The following is a 21,788-nucleotide window of genomic DNA, read 5'->3' on the forward strand; positions in this document are numbered from 1 at the left end:
GAACTGCCATCCTCCCGTCATAAGCCAATCAGTCCATGAGAAGAAAAAGCGCTTCTCACGGCCTGCTCGTCTTATGCTACTCGGATGGCTGCCTTTCTAAAGGTATTAGATAATTCTTAACGGGTTTCGATCTTCATTCTGCTTTTAACTTGGCTACTTATGAAAGGCACCGTTCTCCGCATTTGTTGGTCCAGCTGCGAACTGACACCTTCGGTCATAAGCCAATCACCATCAAAAGGCAAGAGCGGCCTTTTGATGCCGCTTTTCTTATGCCTTTCAGGTGTCTGCTTTTCAGGAGTATGTGAATAAATAAAAAAGCTAGGCAATCAGCCTAGCTCACATAAATTATATCGCTTAGAAAGGCACCGTTCTAAGCTTTTTGAGTTGTCCAGCTGCAAGCTGAGACCCTCGAGTCATAAGCCAATCAGTCCATGAGAAGAAAGAGCGCTTCTCACGGCCAGCTCGTCTTATGCTTTTCGGGTCTCTGCCTTCCTTTGGATTTTGGGATTGTTAATCTGTTTTCCGCATCATTGTGTGCACTAAAAGTAGTTTTTAGGAAGGCACCGCTTTCCGCATTTCAAGTTAACAGTTATCAATCTCCAGGTTCTCTACCGGCCACCATTCGAAGCCGTCTTTTTCGAGGAGCTGGTCGGCTACTTGCGGGCCGTCGGTTCCTGCTGCATAGTTAGGGAAGGTGGTTTCTTTTGTGTTTTCCCATACTTCTGAGATGGTATCTACAAACTTCCAGGATAGGGCAACTTCATCCCAGTGTGTAAAGTTCGTTGCGTCGCCTCTCATGCTATCGTAAAGAAGTTTTTCGTAAGCTTCAGGTGTGTTCATACGGTCAATGCTTTGGTTTGCAGTGCTGAGTTGTACTGGAGTGGTCTCCATTCCTGAGCCTGATTTTTTGGCATTGAGATGAAGGGTAACTCCTTCTTCCGGCTGAATGTGGATCACAAGAAGATTTGGAGTTAATTTTTCGTCCGTATCTTTATTGTAATAAAGGTTCATTGGGATGTCTTTGAATTGAACCACGATTTTTGTTGATTTGGAACCAAGTCTCTTTCCTGTTCTAATGTAGAACGGCACTCCAGCCCAGCGGAAGTTGTCGATGACAAGTTTTCCGGCGACGTAGGTCTCTGTGTTGGATTCTGGATCCACCATTGGCTCTGTGCGGTATGCAGGAACACCTTCGCCTTTAATGGTCCCTGCATCATATTGTCCTCTTACGAAATACTGGTCCACTTCCTCTAAGCTCATAGGGCGCAGAGATCTGAGTGCACGAACTTTTTCGCTGCGGATTTCTTCTGTATTTAATTTGATAGGGGGTTCCATAGCGAGCAAAGCAACCATCTGAAGCATATGGTTCTGCACCATATCTCTGAGTGCACCGCTTTTTTCGTAATAGCGGCCCCGTTCTTCCACTCCCAGGGTTTCACTTGAAGTTACCTGGATATTAGAAATATATCGATTATTCCACAGTGGTTCAAATAAAGCGTTGGCAAAACGGATGACTTGGATATTCTGTACCATTGCTTTACCAAGATAATGGTCAATACGATAGATTTCTTCTTCAGCGAAAGCCTGTCTCAATCTGTTATTCAATTCTTGAGCTGATTCAAAATCATGGCCGAATGGTTTTTCGATTACAAGCCTTTTGTATCCGGCCGTATCCGTTAATCCGTCTGATTTTAGATGATCGCCGATTGTCCCAAAAAATTCTGGAGCCATTGCAAGGTAAAACAAACGGTTGCCTTCAAGCCCGTACTGCTCATCAAGCTTGTTTGCGAGTTCCCTCAATTGTATGTATGAACTAGAATCAGTCACATCATGAGATTGGTAATAAAAATGGGATGCGAATTCGTCAAGCCCATCCTGCTCACCAGTGAATTCTACAATGGATTTCTTAACTGAATCCTGGAACTCATTAAGAGTTAACGATCTGCGCGCTACTCCTAAAACGGCAAAACGGTCAGTTAATCTTCCTTTTTTATATAAACGGTACAAGGAAGGGAAGAGCTTTCTATGGGCTAAATCTCCGGTTGCGCCGAATATCATAATTAATGCTGTTGGTGTATTATTTTCTGTCACAATAGGAACCTCACTTTTAATTAGACCTTTGGTTTAAAACTCCTATACAATTTTAATAATTGTGCTACCTTTAATCAAATATTATAACCTGCTTTTTCTATTCTTTTTCCTGTATGGGCAGTTTATGCTTCTGACACCTTCCTTTTTTTATCACAACCTGTGCTTAGTCCAATCATATTCTGACAGTTTTCATTACAGCAGAATATAAAGTAAAATAAATGAATACAAAGTAAGGGATTGGGGGCACCAGAGTTGGATTTTGTTTTTTTAGGAACAGGTGCAGGGGTTCCTGCAAAAGGAAGAAATGTGACGAGCATAGCTTTACAGCTTCTTGAAGAAAGAGGTGCTGTCTGGCTGTTTGACTGCGGAGAAGCGACACAGCACCAGATCCTCAGCACACCTGTAAAACCACGAAAGATAGAAAAAATATTTATTACCCATTTACATGGTGACCATATTTTTGGTCTGCCAGGATTTCTCGGAAGCAGGTCTTTCCAGGGCGGAACCACAGAGCTGATTGTTTATGGGCCTAAAGGCATTTCAGAGTTTATCCATACAAGCCTTAGAATGAGCGAAACGCACCTTAAATATCCTTTAAAGGTAATGGAAATAGAAGAGGGTCTTATTTTTGAAGATCATCAGTTTACCGTCGAAGCAAAACTGCTGGAGCATGCACTGCCTACATATGGCTTCCGCATCATTGAAAAAGACCGGCCGGGCATGTTAAAAGCGGAAAAATTAAAAGAGATGGGGATTTCCCCGGGGCCTGTATATCGAAAACTTAAACAGGGAGAGACCGTGCAATTAGAAGACGGAAGGATTCTAAACGGCGCAGATTATCTGGACGAGCCCCAAAAAGGCCGGATTATCACGATTCTTGGGGATACGAGATACTGTGAAAATGCTGCAATTTTAGCCCAGGATGCGGACTACCTCATACACGAGGCTACATTTTCAGCTGACGAAGAAAAGATGGCGCGCGATTATTGGCATTCGACAACGAGACAAGCGGCATTAACGGCCAAGAAAGCAGGCGCCGCCAACCTGATCCTGACGCATATTAGTTCAAGGTATACAGGAGATGCTGTTAAGCAGCTTCTGATAGAGGCGAAAGAAATATTTTTCAATACCATTGTAGCGGAGGATTTAATGAAGGTGAAAATTCCGCTGAACGGGAAAGGGGCGGAAGGAATTGAATAAAAAAATCTATCTTGTCCGCCATGCAAAGGCTGAAGGACAGCCCTTTGAATCGCCTCTAACCGAGCTTGGGAGAGTGCAGGGAGAAAAACTGGTTCAATTTTTTGACTCTATACCTATTGACCGTGTTATTTCGAGTCCTTTTACAAGAGCAATTGAAACGATTGATCCTCTAGCACGTGAAAGAGGGCTGAAGGTAGAAATTGACGACCGTCTATCCGAGCGGGTCCTCAGCTCAGCAATGGCTGATAATTGGCAGGAGCTCCTGAGGGCGAGCTTCTTGGATATGGAAAGCACCTTAGAAGGCGGCGAGTCTAACATCTCCGGCTTAAAAAGAGTACAATCTCTCCTAGAAGAAATAACAGCCTCAGACCATCAAACGATTGTCCTCGTCAGCCATGGCAATTTAAGCACTCTCCTGCTTCACCATTTTGATAAAAGGTATGGCTTTGAGGATTTAATGAAAATGTCAAATCCGGATGTTTTTGAAATCAGTATAAGTGCGGACTCAGCTGAAGTCAGGAGAATCTGGCAGGACTAGGTGCGTTTTACATGATCATAGAATGTGTTCCTTGTTTTTTCGACGAAACTAGTCCCTGAGGAGGAAACTGTCTGGATAAAACGAAGGTGATGGCTTATTTCAGTGCCTGCGGTGAGGATTCCCTTTGGCAGAAGTAACCAATGTCCTCGGTATCGAAGCTACAGAATCATATGAAAAGGGAGACCAAATTGAAAGCCCCGTTATTCCGGGTCGGAGGGCAGCAAACCTTCGATACAGAAAAGAAACAGATTGGACCTTAAGTACCGTTTACCAAGAGTCGTATGATAATAAACAGGCAGTTACAATTCATTCTGCAGCTGCTTATAGGGAGTCAGAGGAATTACAGAAGCTCAAGCAGAGATACTGTTTAGAATTTCTTATTATGGTGGTAATCCAAGTGGAAAATAACGAACAACCTGCAATGTACTTACAGAAAGATTTAACAGATTTTGCTAGATTAATTCAAGCCGAAATCCATTTTGATTTATATATATACAGTTAAGGAAAACGCTGTCAGAGCAACTATCAACAGCGTTTTCTAATGAAAATAGAGCTTGCCAGAGCATTTCTAAAGTCGTTAGAATTCTTGATGGGACCTTACTTAAGCCGCATGCTCTCTAAATGTATCTGTTCACTCAAGTTTTCTCCTAGTTGCTTGGATTGCCGGGAAGCTTCCTTGATACATGAAATAACTGCGTCATGAACCCCCAGCTGGTCAAGTACTTTTATTCCTGCTTCCGTTGTCCCGCCTGGGCTCGTCACTTCTTTCCTCAGCAGCTGAGGCGATTTTGAGGTAGACTGAAGCATTTCGGCTGCCCCGATCAGTGTTTGGATGGTCAGGTCTTTTGCCGTATGATCCTCAAGTCCGATTTCCCGTGCAGATGTCATCATAGCTTCAGCCAGATAATAAATATACGCCGGCCCGCTGCCAGAAAGGCCTGTAACTGCATCTAGCTGCTGTTCCTCTACGAGCGCAACAAGTCCGATTGTTTGAAACATATTCATTACCGCTGAAAGCTGCTGTTCGCTGACAAGTTCATTGATGGCCATCGCTGTGGCAGATTTTCCTATAGCTGCCGAGGTATTTGGCATGACTCTGATAATCGAAGTTTTCCTGCCTATAATTTTTTCGATACAGTCCATTGATACTCCCGCGGCGACAGAGATAATGAGTGTGTCATTGCTTATAAATGCTTTCGCTGCGGACAAAGCCGTAATTACATCCTTCGGTTTAACGGCAAGGATGACTGTTTTGGTACCTGCCAGAAGATCATTCATCTGCTGGACCGGGGTGATTCCATACTCCTGCTGCAAAAATGCCAGTCTATCGCAATCACTTTTATTAATCACATGTATATCCAGAGGATTTAAAATGCCCTTTGCTGTTATTCCAGAAATAATTGCTTCAGCCATAGAACCCCCGCCGATAAATGCAAGCTTATTCATTATAAATCCTCCTTTTTATTCGAAACGGTGTTCGTTCCTCTTTTATAATTTTCACAAACTTTGTTGTTATTGAACAAGGGGGGTGATTGGAACGTGTGGATCCTCGCTTTACGCGGGGCGGGCGCTGAGTCTCCTCGACTTTGCCTGTGGGGTCTCACCTGTCCCGCAGGAGCCTCGCTCGTTACGTTCCAATCAATCTGTTTAACAATAGGATTAGTTCAAAGTACTTATTAAAAAAATAACAATCTTTTAGAGCTTTTTGTAAAATAAGCTCTTTTAAACTTGCCTGTTGATTTCCACTGCAGGCACTCGCTTTCCGCGGGGCGGTCCGGGAGCCTCCTCGGCGTTCACGCCTGTGGGGTCTCCCTTGACCCGCTTTACCCGCAGGAGTCTCGCACCTTCCGCTACAATCAACACAGTGAAAATTAAAAATGAACTTTAACATAGTCATAAAATAAAAAAACCCTCCATCCTCATAAAAAGGACGAAAGGTTTGCTTCCGTGGTACCACCTTTGTTCATCTCCTCGAGCAGTCCGCTGAGTCGATGCACTTTGATCCGATAACGCCGGATGAAACGATAGGTTTTCCTAAAGGCTCATAAGGTAGGTTCAATGAAATAGGGGGACTATGAAGCCTTTCAGCCGGTGAGCTTCACTCTCTTTTGCCGTATTTCATTTACTGGTCTTATTCATTGCCGCAACAATGTTTAATTTTACATGTGATTATGCATGATAAACAGGCTCTCTGTCAATGTAAAGTTTTTTAAATAATGAAAAAAGTCAATCTTCGTTATAGGAATATAATGACAACCTTAAGCCGAAACGTTAAACTTATAGTATTAATTTTTTCTTTTTGAGAAGAAAATATACTTATATCTATATAAATATAATTCCTGAGGGAGACCGATTTATGCCTCAAAGTAAAACTGATATCATAAAACTTACACTTCCTACTCCATTTGCGGTTGGGGATGTGCATGCCTACTTATTAAAAGGTGACGTTCTTACTTTAATAGATACCGGAACCAAAACGGACAAATCCCGGCAGGCACTTGAACAGGGCTTGGAAATGCAGGGCTATCGGCTGAGTGATATCGAACAGATTCTGATCACACATCACCACCCGGATCATGCGGGGGGTGCCGATTTTCTCTCTCCTGACCTGCCATTCGTCGGCCATAAGAATAACCAGCGCTGGCTTACATTAAGCGATGAATTTCTTCAGGAGCATGATGAATTCTTTTATACACACTCTAAAATACTTGGAGTGCCTCCGGAGTATATCGGATTTATCAAATATCTGCGGCAGTCATTAAAATTTTCATCTAACAGAACTCTAACCGGTTATTTGCAAAACGGGGACGCTGTACCCGGGCACCCAGGCTGGCAGGTCGTTGAAACATTGGGACACGCCCAGAGCCATATTTCCCTTTATAGAGAAACGGACGGAAGGTTAATTGGGGGAGACCATCTGCTTGCAAAAATATCCCCGAATCCCTTAATAGAACCGCCTTTAGTAAAAGGGGAAGAGAGGGCGAAATCGCTCCTTCAATATAACCAGTCTATAAAAGAACTGTATGACCTCCCGATATCGCTAGTCTATCCGGGTCACGGAGAGAACATAACGGATGTACGGGATGTGATAAACAGAAACCTGAACCGTCAGCATGAAAGAGCGATGACTGTAAAGGGAATGATAAAAGAAAAACCTTCCACGGCCTTCGAACTTTGCAGCAGATTGTTCCCTAAAGTGTTCATGAAAGAACCAGGTCTTACGCTGTCCGAAACCATCGGTCAGCTCGACTATCTTCTGGACCGGGAAGATATCCGATTGGAAGAAACGGAAACGGGTATCCTATACACATTGAATAATCGCGCCGAGGGGTGAAATACATGACGGACGTTTTAAGAGATAAATACATAGCAGTCACTGGGGCATCCGGTGGGATTGGCAGAGAAATCGCAATAAAAGCTGCCCAAAGAGGAGCCCACCTTATTTTGATGGCCAGGAGTCAGGGAAAACTGGAACAGCTGAAGCAGGAAATTACTTCCCGTTATAGTGTGGAAGCCCATGTATACAAGCTGGATGTAGGCGATCTTAAACAGGTGGAACACACTTTTGCCAGGGTGCTGTCCGAGATTGGCCGAATTGATATCCTAGTAAATAATGCTGGATTTGGAGTGTTCAAGAACGCCCACGAAGTAGACCTGGAAGAAGCCAAAAATATGTTTGATGTAAATGTTTTAGGCCTTGCAGCGTGCACGAAGATGGTCCTGCCTTATATGAAAGCCCGAAAGTCGGGCCATATTATCAACATTGCATCACAGGCAGGAAAAATCGCTTCACCTAAATCAAGCATCTATTCAGCAACAAAACATGCAGTGTTAGGCTACACGAACAGTCTACGCATGGAACTCGTGGACGATCATATCTTTGTCACCAGCGTTAACCCGGGGCCGATTGCTACTAATTTTTTCGCCATTGCTGATGAATCCGGATCATACGTCAAAAACGTTCAGCGCTTTATGCTGAAACCAGACTTTGTTGCAGAGAAAGTAGTAGCCGCGATGCTTACCAAAAAGCGCGAAATCAATCTTCCCGGCTGGATGAACCTGGGCAGCATCTTTTTCTCCCTTTTTCCAAAAACTTTCGAGCGGGTAGGGAAGAGGTTTGTATTTAAGAAGTAAGTGGTTTGAAGGATGTGGTGTGGAGGCGGGTTCTGGGGGAATTGTTGAAGGAATCTCTATAGACATTGAGATAGGACTAATCCTGGTGGGAGCCTGATCTCTCGGGTAAGTATTAATCCTCAGGGAATGAGTATACTCGGGGATAAGCATACTTAACTTTCGGGGGATGAGTATAGCCTTAGGGAATGAGCATATCTCTCGGGGGATAGGCAACCCACGGGTGATAAGCATAACCCTCAAGTGATAAGCATAACCCTCTGGAAACAAGCATAACCATCTTTAGATAAGCATACAATCCTTGAAGATAAGCATAAACCCGAAGAACTTAAGCATAAACTCGACAAACCTAAGCATAAACTTAAAAAAGATAAGCATAAATTCGACAAACCTAAGCATACATGTAAAAAAGCCAGGCATTAACCTGGAGTTTACAACTAGAAGCCTGTATAGAGTGCGGGTTTCACACATTTTATTGTGCCAAGAGCCTATTTCATTATGAAAATAGGCTTATTTTCATGAAAAACCTGACTTTTTTACTGTTTTGACCTTCAAAAAGAATACGTAGTAGAATGCCAGTGCTTGGAGCTTGGTTTACGCTTCCCCTTCCAGCCTCTTTTCAGGAGCTCCTTGGCAATCAGCATATTAAAAAATCCATGGCCAACCAATACTATGCTGCCATGCTGCTCGGAATACCGGATCAGTATAGCTGCGGCTTCTGAGGCCCTTGTTTTTGCGTCAGCCAATGACTCGCACCGGTCTGAATATCCAGCAAACCATAAACATCTAAAAACCACAGCCCATATACTTGGATTCAGTTTTAATCTGAATACGGACTTTAGTGGAACGGGTAATTCTGTTTCCCGAAATAAAGAATCCGACATAGGTTTTACGGCGGGATTAAGGAATGCGGCAGAATGTCTGGATCTTTTTAACGTGCTGGTAAGGACCACATGGGCAGCTGCTATTTTTTCAATCGTTTCTAATGGGAAAAAGTCCGCTTGCAAGACACCATTATGATCATATTGTTCCACCCAGTTTCTAAACTCTTTATAAAGCATTGGCTTATTCTCCAGCCACATGGATTTACCATGTCTGACTAATGTAATTTTCATACCTTAACCTCTGTATAAAGTCTCTCATTCATTATTTTAAACAATTCTCTTAACAAAAGAAATATCTTCCATTAACCGGTTTTTTTATCTATAATTTAACAAAATATGAAAGGACGGGAATCCCCTCTATCCGGCGGTATTTGGAGATAAGGGTGCTAAGCCGGTTAAAAAATATGGTAGCACGAGCAATTGCCGAGCTTCTTGTGGGTACAGAGAGCCGGCAGCGGTCGTTTTGGCTCTCATGTGGAAGCTAGTTACAACAATCTGGAAGAACTCGCACTGCTAAAAGAAGGAGTGGAAATATGCAAGATATTAAAGTCAAGGGTTTCAGCTGGGCAGGGGATGAGGCCCCATTCTTAGACAATCCTCATGTTGTAGAGCATGAAGGATTTATGATCGGCCGCTATGGCGGCAATTTAAAAGCAGGCGGCACAAAAAATGAGGATGGCTGTCTCACCTGGAGCAGCTCACAGGGTAATTGGGAATTTGCAGCGATTCTCGATGGACATAACTCTTCTGAAAGTGTCCAGCTGGTTCTTGGGACACTGCAGCAGGAAAAGGAGCTGATCTTCCAGGCTCTGTCACAGCCTCTTAACAGATGCTTTAATGTACTCGAATCTGCTATTCTAAAAATCTTTCAGAATCCGGGATTTCTGAAAAGGTGCCGTACCGTCCGGGGAGAGACGAACTGCCTTTTAACGGCTAGAAAAGATAAATATCTCTGGTGGTTCTCTATTGGCGATAACCTTCTCTATTTGTTTCATCACGAATTGTCTGAATTTGGGCAGCATGAGCTGATACAGCGCAGCTTCTACGAGTGGGTCGGTTTTGTAAACACATTTGAACTTGAAGTTCCATGCTACTCAACAGGGAGAAAAGAGCTTAGAAAGGGGAAGAATCATATTCTGTTAGCAACAGACGGGCTGGTGGAATGTCCAGGTGAACCTTACCGGGACTCTAAGGCTGTAAAAGCTGTTTTTTCCCGTCATGCTTTTCCCAAAGATGGCATGCAGGAGCTCTTGGACACAGTACATAAAAATCAAGGCACGGATAGTGCTACGATTGTTTCCTGGTTTGCTGATATAGATCAGGCCGCATCTTATGCCAGCGATCAGTTTAAGATCAAGTCCGTTTAAAGTTGAACGGGCTTTTTTGTTTTTTCTAAAAGAGGTATTCCGCATATTACTCAGCTAATCGTCAATTAGCGTTTACCTTCACTATTTAATAAAGTCCACCCTCCTGTAAGGGGGGCTAGTCCTATAGTACTGATTTTTTCATCCATCCTGCCCTTTATGTTGAAAATTGTAAGTAAATTTCCATTGAATACGAACGTGTATTCGTTTAAGATTATGGGTATAATAACTTACGAACATATATTCTGGTATTTAGTGGAGGGAAAGTCATGGTCGATTACAGCACATTGCCTCAGCATTCTATATTGTGTGTAGATATGAAGAGCTTTTATGCAAGCTGCTCGGCCGTTATGCTCGGTCTTGATCCTCTCAATTGCTATCTTGCGGTAGTGGGCGATGTAGATCGTACGGGAAGCGTCGTGCTCGCGGCGTCTCCTAAGATGAAGACGGAATTTGGGATTAAAACCGGATCGAGGATGTTTGAAATTCCAAACGATCCCCGCATACATGTGGTAGAGCCGAAGATGGGCACTTATCTGCGGATTTCAACGGAAATAACCCGGCTTTTTCATCGGTATGTGCCCAAGGAAGCCATTCATACATACAGTGTCGATGAAAGCTTCTTAAAAGTCGATGGGGCTCTGCCGCTGTGGGGGGATGCTTATACCATCGCTAAAAAAATAAAGGATGAAATTGAGCGGGAGTTTCAGCTTCCATGTGCTGTAGGAATAGGGCCTAATCTGCTGCTGGCTAAGCTGTGCCTGGATCTTGAAGCAAAGAAGAAGGGGATTGCGGAGTGGAAGTATGAGGATGTGGAACGCAAGCTGTGGCCGCTCTCCCCGCTGAGCGAAATGTGGGGAATCGGCAGGCGGATGCAGAAAAATCTGAATGGGATGGGCATTTTTACAGTAGGCCAGCTCGCGAACTACAGCCTTGAAAAACTTGAAGCGAAGTTTGGAGTCATGGGCAATCAGCTTTACTATCATGCCTGGGGCGTCGATTTATCCGACATCGGAGCCCCGATCATGGAGGGGCAGATCAGCTTTGGGAAAAGCCAGATCCTTCTTAGGGATTATAAGGAGGAAAAGGAAATCAAACACGTGATCCTGGAAATGTGCGAGGAGGTTGCGAGGCGGGCGAGATCGCACCGGAAAGCAGGAAGGACGGTGAGCTTTGGGGTCGGATACAGCCAGGATGAGTTTGGCGGCGGGTTTCACCGGTCCCGGACCGTCGAGGAGCCGACCAACATTACCATGGATTTGTACCGGATCTGCCTTCAGCTTTTCAAAGAAAATTATTCCGGCAAAACAGTGAGGCAGATATCGATTGCACTTTCGAATATTGTAGACGATAAAGAAATGCAGCTGACGCTGTTTGATCCGAATCGCTGGAAGAAAAGGGAGCTTGGGTATACGGTGGATTCACTCCGAAGGAAGTTCGGGCCGAAATCGCTTCTTCGTGCGGTCTCCTATACTGAAGCAGGTACGGCCGTGTATCGCAGTAAGCTTCTCGGCGGACATAAAGCGTAAATTTAAGGAGGGAACCCAATGATTCGGGATCGGGGAAGAATAAAATGGACGTCGATGATGCTGCCTGAACATGTTAAACTGCTTCGTGACTGGGCGCACGAGGACACATATGAAGAACAGGCCGAGACGGACGAACAGCAGATGGAACAAATGAATATGGTTATCGGCGAAGCGATGGAGCAGGGGAAGGATGTAACGATTACTTACTATGCCAATCACCGCCACAATTTATTGATTGGCTCCATTCACTATTATAATGATTGGGAGAAAAAACTGCATGTGGTTGACCGGTTCAGCGACCCCCACTATTTGCGCCTGGCTGAGATTGTAGATGTCCAATTTGCGGATGAATAATAATCAGTGTCTGCCGGCTGATTAGACTGTCGAGGGATTTTTCCGGCATGCAGAAAGTCGCGGAGCGAGATAGAAGGAAGATCCCGGCGGGCTTTCTGCTGAAGAAGGCGGGAGCTTTTTTTGAAAAGAGAAGTGCCAGCCATGCTTCCTAATATGGCCATTAAGTCATTCGCGTACAGCTTATGGAGGACGGTGTAGACCAAGGGGCTGAATACCGCTTCGGCCATGATAAAATGTTTGAATTCAGAACGGGTCACCGCGTGGAACACAATCTTCCTGGATCTAAACTTCATATACCGGACGTCCTCTCTGCTGCAAAAGTTCATTCATAAAACATATGCCAGGTTCATCCCAAGATGACCTATATACAAAAAAAGAAGCTGAATGTTCAGCTTCGGTTGAAAGCTTATTCGCCCTCAGAGGGTTTTGGAGCGCGTACAGCCGACGTAAATTTTCCTTTGTGGGAAGCATCGCAGTAAGGAAGGTTACTTGACAGTCCACAGCGGCATAAAGAGAAGGCTGGTTTCGCTGGAAACGCATTTCCCTCTGCATCGATTAATTCAACATCACCCGTTACACGGAGCCCCCCGTTATCCATCACCTTAATTTGCACCTTTGACACAGGCAGCCACCCTTTCTGAAAAGTCATTTTAATTATATCCTACCGTAAGTCGTAAGAATTTTAAATCCTTTTCTTAGGTGTTACTATAATAGCAGGAGGGCAGGGTCCTCTCTAACATAAACCCTGAATAAAGGAGTCTTGAATATGCAGATTGAGTGGACTACGGAAGCACAAAATAAGCTGGCTGAAAAAATGAGGGGCAGATCCGGATTCCTTAAATTAAAGTATGATACAGAAGGATGCGGCTGTGTGGTAAGCGGAGTAACGGCTTTATGGCTGGAATCGGACCTTACAACGGGAGAAGAGGTAGTCATAACAAATGCAGGGCCGCTGTATATCGAAAAGTCCAAAACTATTTTCCTGGACGACAGGATGAAAATAAGCTATATCGAAGACAGTAATTGTTTCAGATTGGCAAGCCCAAGCCAAATTATCAATCCACGTTTAAATTTTTTTGATTATACCAGTTAAAACGAAAGGCCGGCTGCGCCATGCAGCCGGCCTTTCTACATTATAAAACAAATTCTTGAAGAAATTCGTCAATGGCTTGTTCATAGTCTTGTTTATTTTCATTATAGGATTGGGCATGAGCCCCTTTTCTGGCTATGAAAAGCCTTTTCGGTCCTTGTTTAGCTTGATACAGGTCTGTGCTCATCTCAGGGAGAATGAAGGTATCATCTGCACTATGAATGAAAAGGACGGGTTTTTTTATGTTTTCTACATACTTAATCGGAGACACTTCTTCTATGGAGTACCTGTCTCGCATTTTTAAAAAAAATCTGCCGATGGGAAGGACCATCCAGGGCGGAAGCGGTACCTCTGACCTTAAATTATGCTTAAGCTGTTCTGTGAAATCTGAAAAAGGACAGTCTGCAATATAAAAATCAGCTCGGTCTTCCATCATTCCTGCATAAAGAAGGGCTGTAACCGCACCCATTGATTCACCGTGTATTCCAACGATGATGTCCTCTCCTTCCCGTTTCCGTAATTCATTAATGACAGCGGCAAGGTCATATTTTTCATAATGGCCGTAACTGCTGGTAACGCCGCCGGATTCACCATGTCTCCGATGATCGTAGATGACGGCATTAAAGCCGCGTTTAACAAACATATTCATATATTTAATCGAGTTTATCTTGCTTTCTGTAATACCGTGGCAAAAAACCATCCACTTCCTGCTTTTGTGAGGATGAATCCATACACAATGTAGCGAATACCCGAATGAAGATGGTATAGAAAGAGCTGTTTTTGGAAGAGCTTCATATTCTGCCTGGATATACCTCTTGGCTTGAATTTCCCTCTCACGAATAAAGGCATCATCCTTCTTTTTCATGAACATTACACGGCTGGAGAAATAAAGGCCGATGCCAATTATATAAGAGAGAATGCTGAAAAGCGCCATCCACCATTTTTTTGTGTTTTTCATAAAGGCCTCCGGATGGAAAGAATTACTAGATATTTTACCATAGGTGAGCATACTAAAAGCAAATTCTATCTGAAAGCTATAAGAAACAGTGGCTGATGGTCCTTAAACCAATAGGAATGTACTCTTATTCCCCATATGGGCAAAGACTCTTTCGCGCAGGCCACTCTTAAATGGCTCAAATGATTTTTCTAAAAAATGAAGTTTGGCATTGCCATTAAAAAAGCTCCATATAATACTTTCAAATAGGGCAGATTCATCCCGTATTTGGTGCTTTAGGGCAATTAAATTTTATATGATACAATTGTTTTCCTTACGTGTACCATTCATTCCTAATGATGCAATAAAACAATTGGCGCAGGCCAGGCGGGTGCATCCTCATTCAAAAAATCATGATATACTAATGGAAGTTAGAGGGGGAGTTTCCATGAAGAAAAGACCAAAACACCAAAAACCAAATCAAACACATAAACGTAAAGAAATCGATGATATTAAAATGACACTCGGTGATTTTATTAATCAAGATATGCTGTCGAAGCTGAAGGAAGCACAAAATGAGCTGACAGAAAAAGAGCGGTTCACGAAAGAACAAGAAGAGCAGCGTAAGAAAGAAGAAAGAAGGCAGCGGGAGAAAAACAAGAGTTTTGAAGATCTGCTTAATGAAAGTACAGCCGACTGGCGCAAATTTAAATAACACGAGGCAAAGCATAAGCCGCCCTATATGGGCGGCTTATGCTTTCTATCCGTTCCTATGCTCCGTATAAATGTCCGCTTTACTGATGGCCTTAATCCCGCGTAATTCAGCCTCATTTAGGGGCTTTCCATTTGCGGCCTTAATATTTTCTTTAAGCTGTGCAGCTGTGCTCGCTCCCGGGATACAAGAAGCTACTGAGCTGTGTGCAAGAATATATTGTAAGGCGACTTCGTTCAGCGTCCGGTCCGGGAAGAGTTTGTTCAATTCATTCAGCGTCTGTTCAAGCTCTTCATAGCTGTAGTATAGATACCCGTCCTGCTTCACTTTTCCAGAAGCTTTTTCAAGCATCTTACTGGTTAAAAGTCCCTTGGCCACAGGCCCGCGGGCAATTAAGCTGATCTGCTTTTGATCATATAAGGGCATGAACTCCTCAGGGCGCCTGTCCAGAATGCTGTATTGCATCATATTCGAGACAAGGCCGGCCGCTTTTTCAACAAATCTGCCAATCACGTTAGGCCTGATGGATGAAATTCCATAGTAACGAATATAGCCTTCCTTTTTCAGTTCCTCAAAAGCCTCAATCGTTTCCTCGATATTGTCTTCAAGAGTTCCGCCGTGCAGCTGGTATAAATCAATATAATCTGTCTGAAGGCGCTGAAGGCTCATCTTTACTGCGCTCTTAATGTGGGTTTTTGAAGGATCCCACGTCCAGCCGTCTCGATTCTGATTCCATTTGTTGCCTACCTTTGTAGCAATAATGACTTTATCCCGGACAGGCTTTAGAGCTTTGCCGACAATTGATTCATTTTCACCCCTATCATATAAATCTGCCGTATCAAAATAATTAATTCCTTCATCTAATGCAGTTTGAATGATTTGGGCTGCGCTATTATAATCCGTTCCAAGTGACATACAGCCAAGCCCCAGTTTGCTCACGTATAAATCTGATGTGCCAATTCTGCGAGTTTCCACAATTCAACGCCCCTTTTTTCTATGCTTCACTGATATATACCCAATATTTTAGCCTACACCGCAAGAATCCTCAAATAATTGGGAAATATAGCAGGGGAGCCGACCTGAGGCTAAACAGTTCTATTTGATCCGCTTCAAGGGTGTTTTAGTTTCTGGCGTATGAAGCGAACTTATCCAATCTATCATTAAAGTATGGGTGCGTGAATATTCGAGTAGTTTTCGCTTTATTTCCCAGGCTTTGCCGGTCAGGATAATGCTCTTGTCTGCTACGTAAACCTTCATATGACTACCTCCAATCTAGTTATGTTAGAATGTATGAACAAGCGGTAGGTTAATAGAACATAGGAGTGTAAATGATCATGAAAAATTTAGAAGAGAAAACAATAGCCACTACTCAAATTTTTTCCGGAAGAATTGTGTCCCTTCAGGTGGATAAAGTAGAACTGCCTGATGGAAAAACGAGTACACGGGAAATAGTGAAACATCCTGGTGCAGTAGCCATTATTGCCATTACACCAGAAAATAAAATCGTTCTTGTGGAGCAGTATCGTAAGCCGATGGAAAGAACGTTAGTAGAAATTCCTGCCGGGAAGCTGGAAAAAGGGGAAGATCCACTGATCACTGCAGTCAGGGAGCTGGAAGAGGAAACCGGCTATGAGTGTGAAAAAATGGAGTATTTAACGGGCTTTTATACTTCGCCAGGGTTTGCGGATGAGCTCATACATGTTTACCTGGCGACGGGGTTAAATAAGAAGGAAAATGCGGCATCGCTGGATGAAGACGAGTTTGTTGAAATCCTGGAAGTAACCCGGGAGGAAATGGAACAGCTTATGAAGGAACAAAAAATATATGATGCCAAGACGGTTTATGCCCTTCAATATTTGCAGCTCGAGGCAGCAGCTCAAAGTAAATGAACACCTATTATGCAGATCTTCATATCCATATAGGGAGAACCAAGAGTGGACAGGCAGTCAAAATTACAGGAGCAAAATCCTTAACCCTGGCAACTATTCTAGAAACTGCTAATTACCGAAAAGGGCTTGATATAATAGGCATCATAGACTCCCATTCCCCTGAAGTGATAGAGGAAATGGAGGAAATGATAAACTCCGGTTCCTTAACGGAACTTAATGGCGGTGGTTTACAATACAGGGATCTAGTCTTGATCCCGGGCTCAGAGATTGAAATCTATGATGAAAATTGTAAAGGCCCCATTCATGTGCTTGCCTATTTTCCTGATTTGGATGCTATGAAACAGTTTTCTAGCTGGATGGAACAACATTTGAAAAATATTCGCTTAAGTTCTCAGCGAATATATGTGAATGCAGTAATTCTTCAGCAAAAGGTGAAGGAGCTGAGGGGGCTTTTTATTCCGGCCCATGTGTTTACCCCTTTTAAAAGTCTGTTTGGAAAAGGAGTTTCTAAAAGCCTGCAAGAGGTTTTTGATCCCGATTTAATAGATGGAATTGAACTGGGGTTAAGCTCTGATACATATATGGCCGAGGGAATGAAAGAGTTAAATCCTTATGTATTCTTAACTAATTCAGATGCCCATTCCCTGGGTAAGATTGCCAGAGAGTATCAGGCACTCGAATTAGCTGAACCGTCTTTTGAAGAGTTTTCTTTGGCACTTAAGGAACAAGAAGGCCGCAGGGTTGCAACGAACTATGGCTTAAACCCGCTCTTGGGAAAATACCATGAAACCGTTTGCTCGAAATGCCATGAAAAAGTCACGGCCCATAAGGAGAGTTGCAGCTGCGGGGGAACGGTGTTTATTAAAGGAGTGGCAAGCAGGATCGAGGAATTAAAAAGCTACTTCCCAAACCCCGTTCCGAGAAAGAGGCCGCCTTATATTCATCAAGTGCCCCTGGAGTTTATTCCGGGACTTGGACCTAAGCTGATGGAGAAGCTGCTGGATGCATTTGGCACAGAGATGGGAATTCTCCATAGAGCCGGCGCTGCGGATCTAAAGAATGTGGTGCCGGAAAAGATTGCGGAATATATAGACCTTGCCAGGAAAGGGCAGCTCCTCATAGAAGCCGGAGGCGGGGGACGTTATGGAAGGGTAAGGAACCTAAATCAACAACGAGAATAAAAAAAAGCGAAAAAGCGGTGCCATCCCTAAGAACGTTGAATTTGCTTCCCGCTAAAACCGGAGTTATGACCTGCGGTTGTGGGAAAGCTCGATTATCGGAACAGTGACCAGTGCGGTAGCTGTATCGAGCTTCGAATATGATTCTTGTAAGCGCATCCGGCTTAGGATAAGTAAATCTGCATCCCTGAAGGATCCTGAGTCCGTAAAGTCTCGAAGTATCCGCATGTCTTTAAGACAGCTTTATAGATAACTCCTCAGGGTTGTATGCCCGCTGGTTTAAATAATCGGGATTTTTAAAAGCCCTTTAATGTACGGATCATTTAACCGAATCAGGAGGGCGGGTAAACAATATGGTTAATAATTCTATTAAAGTCATTTTTACTATTTTTTTCATAAAAACCACAGCAGTTTCATTTTCAGGAGATTATCGAAGCCTGACGATTTGGGGCAGCTAAGAATATTTGCTGGTGCAGAATGGCGGTTATCAAACTGCTTAAGAAAATAATAAAAACGGAACAGAGGAAAGCGAAGGCTTTCTCTGTTCCGTTTTTACTGATTCTTGATTTTGGAGTAGACACATGTACCTCTAAGGCGCGTACCGTCGGCGCTCAATGAATGGTTTCGCATAATGCCATCTAAATGAAAACCCAGCTTTTCGGGGATTCTTCGGCTTGCTGTATTTTCAGGATCACAGCGGATTTCCACTCTCTTGGCACCATAAAATTCAAATGCAAATTGAGTCAGCGCTGCCGCTGCTTCAGTGATGTACCCTTTTTTGGCAAAGCGGGTATCGACCCAATAGCCAATTTCAAACTTCGGAATGTCCCAATCCATTCGGTGGAGTCCTGCGCTGCCAATAAATTGATCATCTTTTTTCCTGTAAATATGGAGGCGGATGTCTTCTCTTAAAATGAATCTTGCATAGGATTTTCTGATCCCTTCTTCAATCTCCTCCAAAGACATGGTTTTGTGCGCAAAGGGAAGCCACTGGCTGAGTTCGTTTTTAGAAGCTTGAATCGCTTCTAATACGTTTTGTCCATCACCGGCCTGACAGGGACGTATGTATAATCTCTCGGATTCAATCCTTTCAGGGAAATCTAGTAACATAGGATTCATGCCTCTTTATACCTCCTGAACCTGTAAATTGCTAGAAATTATATCACGGACCTGCATGGGAGGACAGATATTTTTTCATTTCAGCAGTCATATTTACAAGTTGGTTTTACATATAATCTATCAAGCCAATCGGGAGGAAGAGAAATGAAAAAAAAATCCGCAGTTACTTTTGCAGCAATTAATCATATCAAAGAACATTCCTCACTATACCTTTTTATTACTATTTTATTTTTAATGGGAGTTATATTTGGAGCCATTGTTGTTAATAGTTTAAGTTTCAGCCAGAAGGAAGACCTGTTCTATTATTTATCGCAGTTTTTTGGGCAAGTGAAGCAGGGAAGAGTGGATACTATTGACGGGATCTTTTGGCAGACGGTTAATCATAACGTAAAATATGTAGGTTTGATCTGGATCCTCGGTATTTCTATCATCGGTCTTCCTATCATTTTAATTTTATTGTTCCTAAAAGGAATGGTAGTTGGATTCACAGTAGGCTTTTTAGTCAATCAAATGGGTTTAAATGGGTTCCTGCTTGCTTTTGTTTCTATATTCCCTCAGAATATCATGATTATTCCAGTATTTATTCTCATTACAACGCTGGCTTTATCTCTGTCTATAAAAATGATCCGGAGATTATTCATGGGTCAGCTCAGAGATCCTTTGAAGCCTGTTATTATAAAGTACTTCCTGTCGTTTGCCTGTGCAGCAGCGGTCATTTTGGCAGCAGGAGCCGTTGAGACATATGTTTCCCCACAGCTGATGAAACACGTAGTCAGCCTTGTAGGCAGTAAATAATAATTATTAAATGATAATAATTACATTCTCTTGTTTATAATAATTATATTTTGACACTCCTCCCTCATTTGTTATAATAAGAAAGACAGCGGCGAGGGAGGGAGAAAGTTATGGAAAGCAGGATAGAACGAATAAAGAAACTGTTGCACTCGTCCAGTTATAAATTAACTCCTCAAAGAGAAGCTACCGTCCGGGTTTTGCTTGAAAACGAAGAGGATCATTTAAGTGCAGAAGATGTATACCTCCTAGTAAAAGAGAAATCGCCAGAAATTGGATTAGCAACTGTATATCGGACACTTGAATTATTAACTGAACTAAAGATTGTTGATAAAATTAATTTTGGTGACGGAGTATCCCGCTATGACCTGAGACAGGAAGGCGCGGCACATTTTCACCATCATTTAGTATGTATAGAATGCGGCGCTGTAGATGAAATCCAGGAAGATTTGCTGGGTGAGGTTGAGACAGTGGTTGAGCGTGACTGGAACTTTAAGATCAAGGATCACAGGCTGACATTTCATGGAATCTGCCATAGATGCCAGGCGAAAGTAGAAAAGGCCGAAGATTCCCAATCTGCTATAAACATAACCTTATAATTCAGATCAGCCTTTTCCTAGTCTTTGGAAAAGGTTTATTAGTATGAAAATGTTGTTTTAGGACACCGTTCTTAGGTATAAATCTTGTCCCTCTGGGCATAGATTGAATTAGGATCAAGAACGGAGGACCGTCCTATGAAGTATTCTGCTAATTTGATTTTTCATACGGCAAAGGTATTTATATTATTTGTAAGTTTTACGATGCTTTTTTATTTCGGCATGATCTGGCTGAATCAGGAATACAAAGATTACCATCGGTACGATGAACCAAAAGGGACAGCAGTAAAGGTATCAAGCTCAGTTCAATCTGCTGAAGGGAATTGGTTTGACCGGCTTCTGCTGTTCTATAAGAATGGGGAGTAAATGAATGCAGGACCAAATAAGAGACTTTCTTCATTTTCTAACAGTGGAAAAGGGGCTCTCACATAATACCATTATCTCCTATGAACGAGATTTAAAGTCTTATTTGAAATTCCTTATGAATGTTGAACAAATACAGGATTGGAACAGCTGTCAGCGGGTCAGCATCATTCATTTTTTGTCTCACCTGAAAGGACAGGGGAAATCCTCCAAAACACTTGCACGGCATATCGCGTCCATTCGTTCTTTTCACCAATTTCTGCTAAGGGAAAAGGCTGCGGACCATGATCCTTCTGTACATATAGAAAGCCCTCAGGCTGAAAGAAGTCTGCCAAAGGTGTTAAGCATGGAAGAAGTGGAGGCTCTCCTGGCAGCTCCCAAGACGGATAACCCATTGGGACTTAGGGATAAAGCAATGCTCGAAGTGTTATATGCGACCGGTATGCGTGTAAGCGAGCTTATCTCATTAGAACTAACAGACGTACATACAAATATGGGTTTTGTGAGATGTGTAGGGAAAGGAAACAAAGAAAGAATTATTCCAATAGGACAGGCTGCACTGCAGGCAATCGATGATTATCTTAATAAGGGCCGACATTTGCTTGTTAAAAAGAAAAACAAAAATGATTCATTATTTTTAAATCATCATGGCAGCAAGCTTACAAGGCAGGGCTATTGGAAAATTCTTAAAAAGCTTTCGCAGGAAGCAAAGATTGAAAAAGAACTTACACCGCATACTTTGAGACATTCGTTTGCTACACATCTTCTGATCAATGGAGCAGATCTTAGAGCTGTTCAGGAGATGCTTGGGCATGCTGATATTTCAACCACCCAGATTTATACGCATGTTACCAATGTCAGGCTTAAAGATGTATATACGAAATTCCATCCAAGAGCATAGAGCAAAGCAGCCAGAAAATTCTCTGGCTGCTTTCGTTTTGAGGACAGAAAAATGCGTTTCCTCTGAAAAAGGATGCCGAAAACTAGATTCCTATTTTTTAAACTTTTTCATTGTTAAATAGAT

Annotated in this window: 24 protein-coding genes and 1 pseudogene; 16 read left to right on the plus strand and 9 right to left on the minus strand. The window is 42.9% G+C overall.

All coding sequences use genetic code 11. The annotated features are described in order from the left end of the window. Positions 1-582: 582 nt before the first annotated feature. Positions 583-2,058 (minus strand): glucose-6-phosphate dehydrogenase, encoded by a 1,476-nt coding sequence (gene zwf, locus CUU66_RS18610; RefSeq protein WP_219622803.1) that lies wholly within the window; start codon positions 2,056-2,058, stop codon positions 583-585. 285 nt (positions 2,059-2,343) lie between these two features. Between zwf and rnz the strand changes: the two genes are divergently transcribed. The 3 genes and pseudogenes from rnz to CUU66_RS18625 all read left to right on the plus strand — a co-directional run bounded on the left by rnz (position 2,344) and on the right by CUU66_RS18625 (position 4,331). Continuing rightward, positions 2,344-3,291, plus strand: a complete 948-nt coding sequence (rnz, locus tag CUU66_RS18615; RefSeq protein ID WP_101644910.1) for a ribonuclease Z — start codon at positions 2,344-2,346, stop codon at positions 3,289-3,291. Further along, complete coding sequence (locus CUU66_RS18620) at positions 3,284-3,829, plus strand: histidine phosphatase family protein (RefSeq protein ID WP_101644911.1); 546 nt, start codon at positions 3,284-3,286, stop codon at positions 3,827-3,829. The genes rnz and CUU66_RS18620 overlap by 8 nt, the downstream gene beginning before the upstream one ends. A gap of 89 nt (positions 3,830-3,918) precedes the next feature. Then, positions 3,919-4,331: pseudogene (locus tag CUU66_RS18625) on the plus strand (DUF4279 domain-containing protein). 95 nt (positions 4,332-4,426) lie between these two features. Here CUU66_RS18625 and proC read toward each other — a convergent pair. After that, the gene (gene proC, locus CUU66_RS18630; RefSeq protein ID WP_101644912.1) at positions 4,427-5,275 is read right to left on the minus strand and encodes a pyrroline-5-carboxylate reductase; all 849 of its coding nucleotides are present in this window, start codon (positions 5,273-5,275) and stop codon (positions 4,427-4,429) included. Positions 5,276-6,185: 910 nt separating this feature from the next. On the opposite strand from proC, the gene CUU66_RS18640 reads away from it, so the two are divergent. Beyond that, positions 6,186-7,163 (plus strand): MBL fold metallo-hydrolase, encoded by a 978-nt coding sequence (locus CUU66_RS18640; protein ID WP_101644913.1) that lies wholly within the window; start codon positions 6,186-6,188, stop codon positions 7,161-7,163. 5 nt (positions 7,164-7,168) lie between these two features. After that, positions 7,169-7,963, plus strand: a complete 795-nt coding sequence (locus tag CUU66_RS18645; RefSeq protein WP_101644914.1) for an SDR family NAD(P)-dependent oxidoreductase — start codon at positions 7,169-7,171, stop codon at positions 7,961-7,963. Between the two features lie 548 nt (positions 7,964-8,511). Here the strand turns inward: CUU66_RS18645 and CUU66_RS18650 are convergent. Beyond that, on the minus strand, positions 8,512-9,075 hold the full coding sequence (locus CUU66_RS18650) for a histidine phosphatase family protein (RefSeq protein WP_101644915.1): 564 nt from the start codon (positions 9,073-9,075) through the stop codon (positions 8,512-8,514). A 302-nt stretch (positions 9,076-9,377) separates the two neighbouring features. On the opposite strand from CUU66_RS18650, the gene CUU66_RS18655 reads away from it, so the two are divergent. From CUU66_RS18655 to CUU66_RS18665, 3 genes are all read left to right on the plus strand, one after another. Beyond that, positions 9,378-10,211: a protein phosphatase 2C domain-containing protein gene (locus CUU66_RS18655; RefSeq protein WP_101644916.1), complete on the plus strand. Its 834-nt coding sequence runs from the start codon at positions 9,378-9,380 to the stop codon at positions 10,209-10,211. Between the two features lie 266 nt (positions 10,212-10,477). Continuing rightward, positions 10,478-11,737: a Y-family DNA polymerase gene (locus CUU66_RS18660; RefSeq protein ID WP_101644917.1), complete on the plus strand. Its 1,260-nt coding sequence runs from the start codon at positions 10,478-10,480 to the stop codon at positions 11,735-11,737. 18 nt (positions 11,738-11,755) lie between these two features. Further along, positions 11,756-12,091, plus strand: a complete 336-nt coding sequence (locus CUU66_RS18665) for a YolD-like family protein (RefSeq protein WP_101644918.1) — start codon at positions 11,756-11,758, stop codon at positions 12,089-12,091. Here CUU66_RS18665 and CUU66_RS23825 read toward each other — a convergent pair. Then, positions 12,043-12,384, minus strand: a complete 342-nt coding sequence (locus tag CUU66_RS23825) for a hypothetical protein (protein WP_142383752.1) — start codon at positions 12,382-12,384, stop codon at positions 12,043-12,045. The genes CUU66_RS18665 and CUU66_RS23825 overlap by 49 nt on opposite strands. Before the next feature lie 113 nt (positions 12,385-12,497). Then, on the minus strand, positions 12,498-12,740 hold the full coding sequence (locus tag CUU66_RS18670; protein ID WP_101644919.1) for a CDGSH iron-sulfur domain-containing protein: 243 nt from the start codon (positions 12,738-12,740) through the stop codon (positions 12,498-12,500). A gap of 117 nt (positions 12,741-12,857) precedes the next feature. Here CUU66_RS18670 and CUU66_RS18675 point away from each other — a divergent pair, with 117 nt between their 5' ends. Continuing rightward, positions 12,858-13,184 carry an iron-sulfur cluster biosynthesis family protein gene (locus CUU66_RS18675; RefSeq protein WP_101644920.1) on the plus strand — a complete coding sequence of 109 codons (327 nt, stop codon included), beginning with the start codon at positions 12,858-12,860 and terminating at the stop codon, positions 13,182-13,184. Between the two features lie 40 nt (positions 13,185-13,224). Here the strand turns inward: CUU66_RS18675 and CUU66_RS18680 are convergent, their stop codons facing one another. Further along, entirely contained in the window at positions 13,225-14,139 is a 915-nt protein-coding gene (locus tag CUU66_RS18680) for an alpha/beta hydrolase (protein ID WP_101644921.1), read from the minus strand. A 424-nt stretch (positions 14,140-14,563) separates the two neighbouring features. On the opposite strand from CUU66_RS18680, the gene CUU66_RS18685 reads away from it, so the two are divergent. Further along, positions 14,564-14,830: a YqkE family protein gene (locus CUU66_RS18685; protein WP_101644922.1), complete on the plus strand. Its 267-nt coding sequence runs from the start codon at positions 14,564-14,566 to the stop codon at positions 14,828-14,830. Between the two features lie 45 nt (positions 14,831-14,875). On the opposite strand, the gene CUU66_RS18690 is transcribed toward CUU66_RS18685, so the two are convergent. Together CUU66_RS18690 and mciZ are read right to left on the minus strand one after the other, a co-directional pair. Further along, entirely contained in the window at positions 14,876-15,802 is a 927-nt protein-coding gene (locus CUU66_RS18690) for an aldo/keto reductase (protein ID WP_101644923.1), read from the minus strand. Positions 15,803-15,922: 120 nt separating this feature from the next. Then, positions 15,923-16,084 carry a Z-ring formation inhibitor MciZ gene (gene mciZ, locus CUU66_RS18695; protein ID WP_101644924.1) on the minus strand — a complete coding sequence of 54 codons (162 nt, stop codon included), beginning with the start codon at positions 16,082-16,084 and terminating at the stop codon, positions 15,923-15,925. A gap of 77 nt (positions 16,085-16,161) precedes the next feature. Between mciZ and CUU66_RS18700 the strand changes: the two genes are divergently transcribed. Together CUU66_RS18700 and CUU66_RS18705 are read left to right on the plus strand one after the other, a co-directional pair. Further along, complete coding sequence (locus CUU66_RS18700) at positions 16,162-16,716, plus strand: NUDIX hydrolase (protein WP_180955352.1); 555 nt, start codon at positions 16,162-16,164, stop codon at positions 16,714-16,716. Then, the gene (locus tag CUU66_RS18705) at positions 16,713-17,897 is read left to right on the plus strand and encodes an endonuclease Q family protein (protein ID WP_101644925.1); all 1,185 of its coding nucleotides are present in this window, start codon (positions 16,713-16,715) and stop codon (positions 17,895-17,897) included. Before CUU66_RS18700 ends, CUU66_RS18705 begins: the two co-directional genes overlap by 4 nt. A gap of 549 nt (positions 17,898-18,446) precedes the next feature. On the opposite strand, the gene CUU66_RS18710 is transcribed toward CUU66_RS18705, so the two are convergent. Next, positions 18,447-19,013, minus strand: coding sequence for a GNAT family N-acetyltransferase (locus tag CUU66_RS18710; RefSeq protein WP_101644926.1), 567 nt, complete (start codon positions 19,011-19,013; stop codon positions 18,447-18,449). A gap of 144 nt (positions 19,014-19,157) precedes the next feature. Between CUU66_RS18710 and spoIIM the strand changes: the two genes are divergently transcribed. The 4 genes from spoIIM to xerD all read left to right on the plus strand — a co-directional run bounded on the left by spoIIM (position 19,158) and on the right by xerD (position 21,665). Next, a complete protein-coding gene (spoIIM, locus tag CUU66_RS18715) occupies positions 19,158-19,808 on the plus strand; it encodes a stage II sporulation protein M (protein WP_101644927.1) in 651 nt (216 codons plus the stop codon). Positions 19,809-19,918: 110 nt separating this feature from the next. Further along, positions 19,919-20,404 carry a ferric iron uptake transcriptional regulator gene (gene fur, locus CUU66_RS18720; protein ID WP_101644928.1) on the plus strand — a complete coding sequence of 162 codons (486 nt, stop codon included), beginning with the start codon at positions 19,919-19,921 and terminating at the stop codon, positions 20,402-20,404. A gap of 135 nt (positions 20,405-20,539) precedes the next feature. Beyond that, a complete protein-coding gene (locus CUU66_RS18725; RefSeq protein WP_101644929.1) occupies positions 20,540-20,767 on the plus strand; it encodes a YqzK family protein in 228 nt (75 codons plus the stop codon). Positions 20,768-20,771: 4 nt separating this feature from the next. Then, positions 20,772-21,665 carry a site-specific tyrosine recombinase XerD gene (gene xerD, locus CUU66_RS18730; RefSeq protein WP_101644930.1) on the plus strand — a complete coding sequence of 298 codons (894 nt, stop codon included), beginning with the start codon at positions 20,772-20,774 and terminating at the stop codon, positions 21,663-21,665. Positions 21,666-21,788: the final 123 nt, after the last annotated feature.

Source organism: Peribacillus deserti (assembly GCF_002863585.1).
Classification (GTDB): Bacteria; Bacillota; Bacilli; order Bacillales; family DSM-1321; genus Paraperibacillus; species Paraperibacillus deserti_A.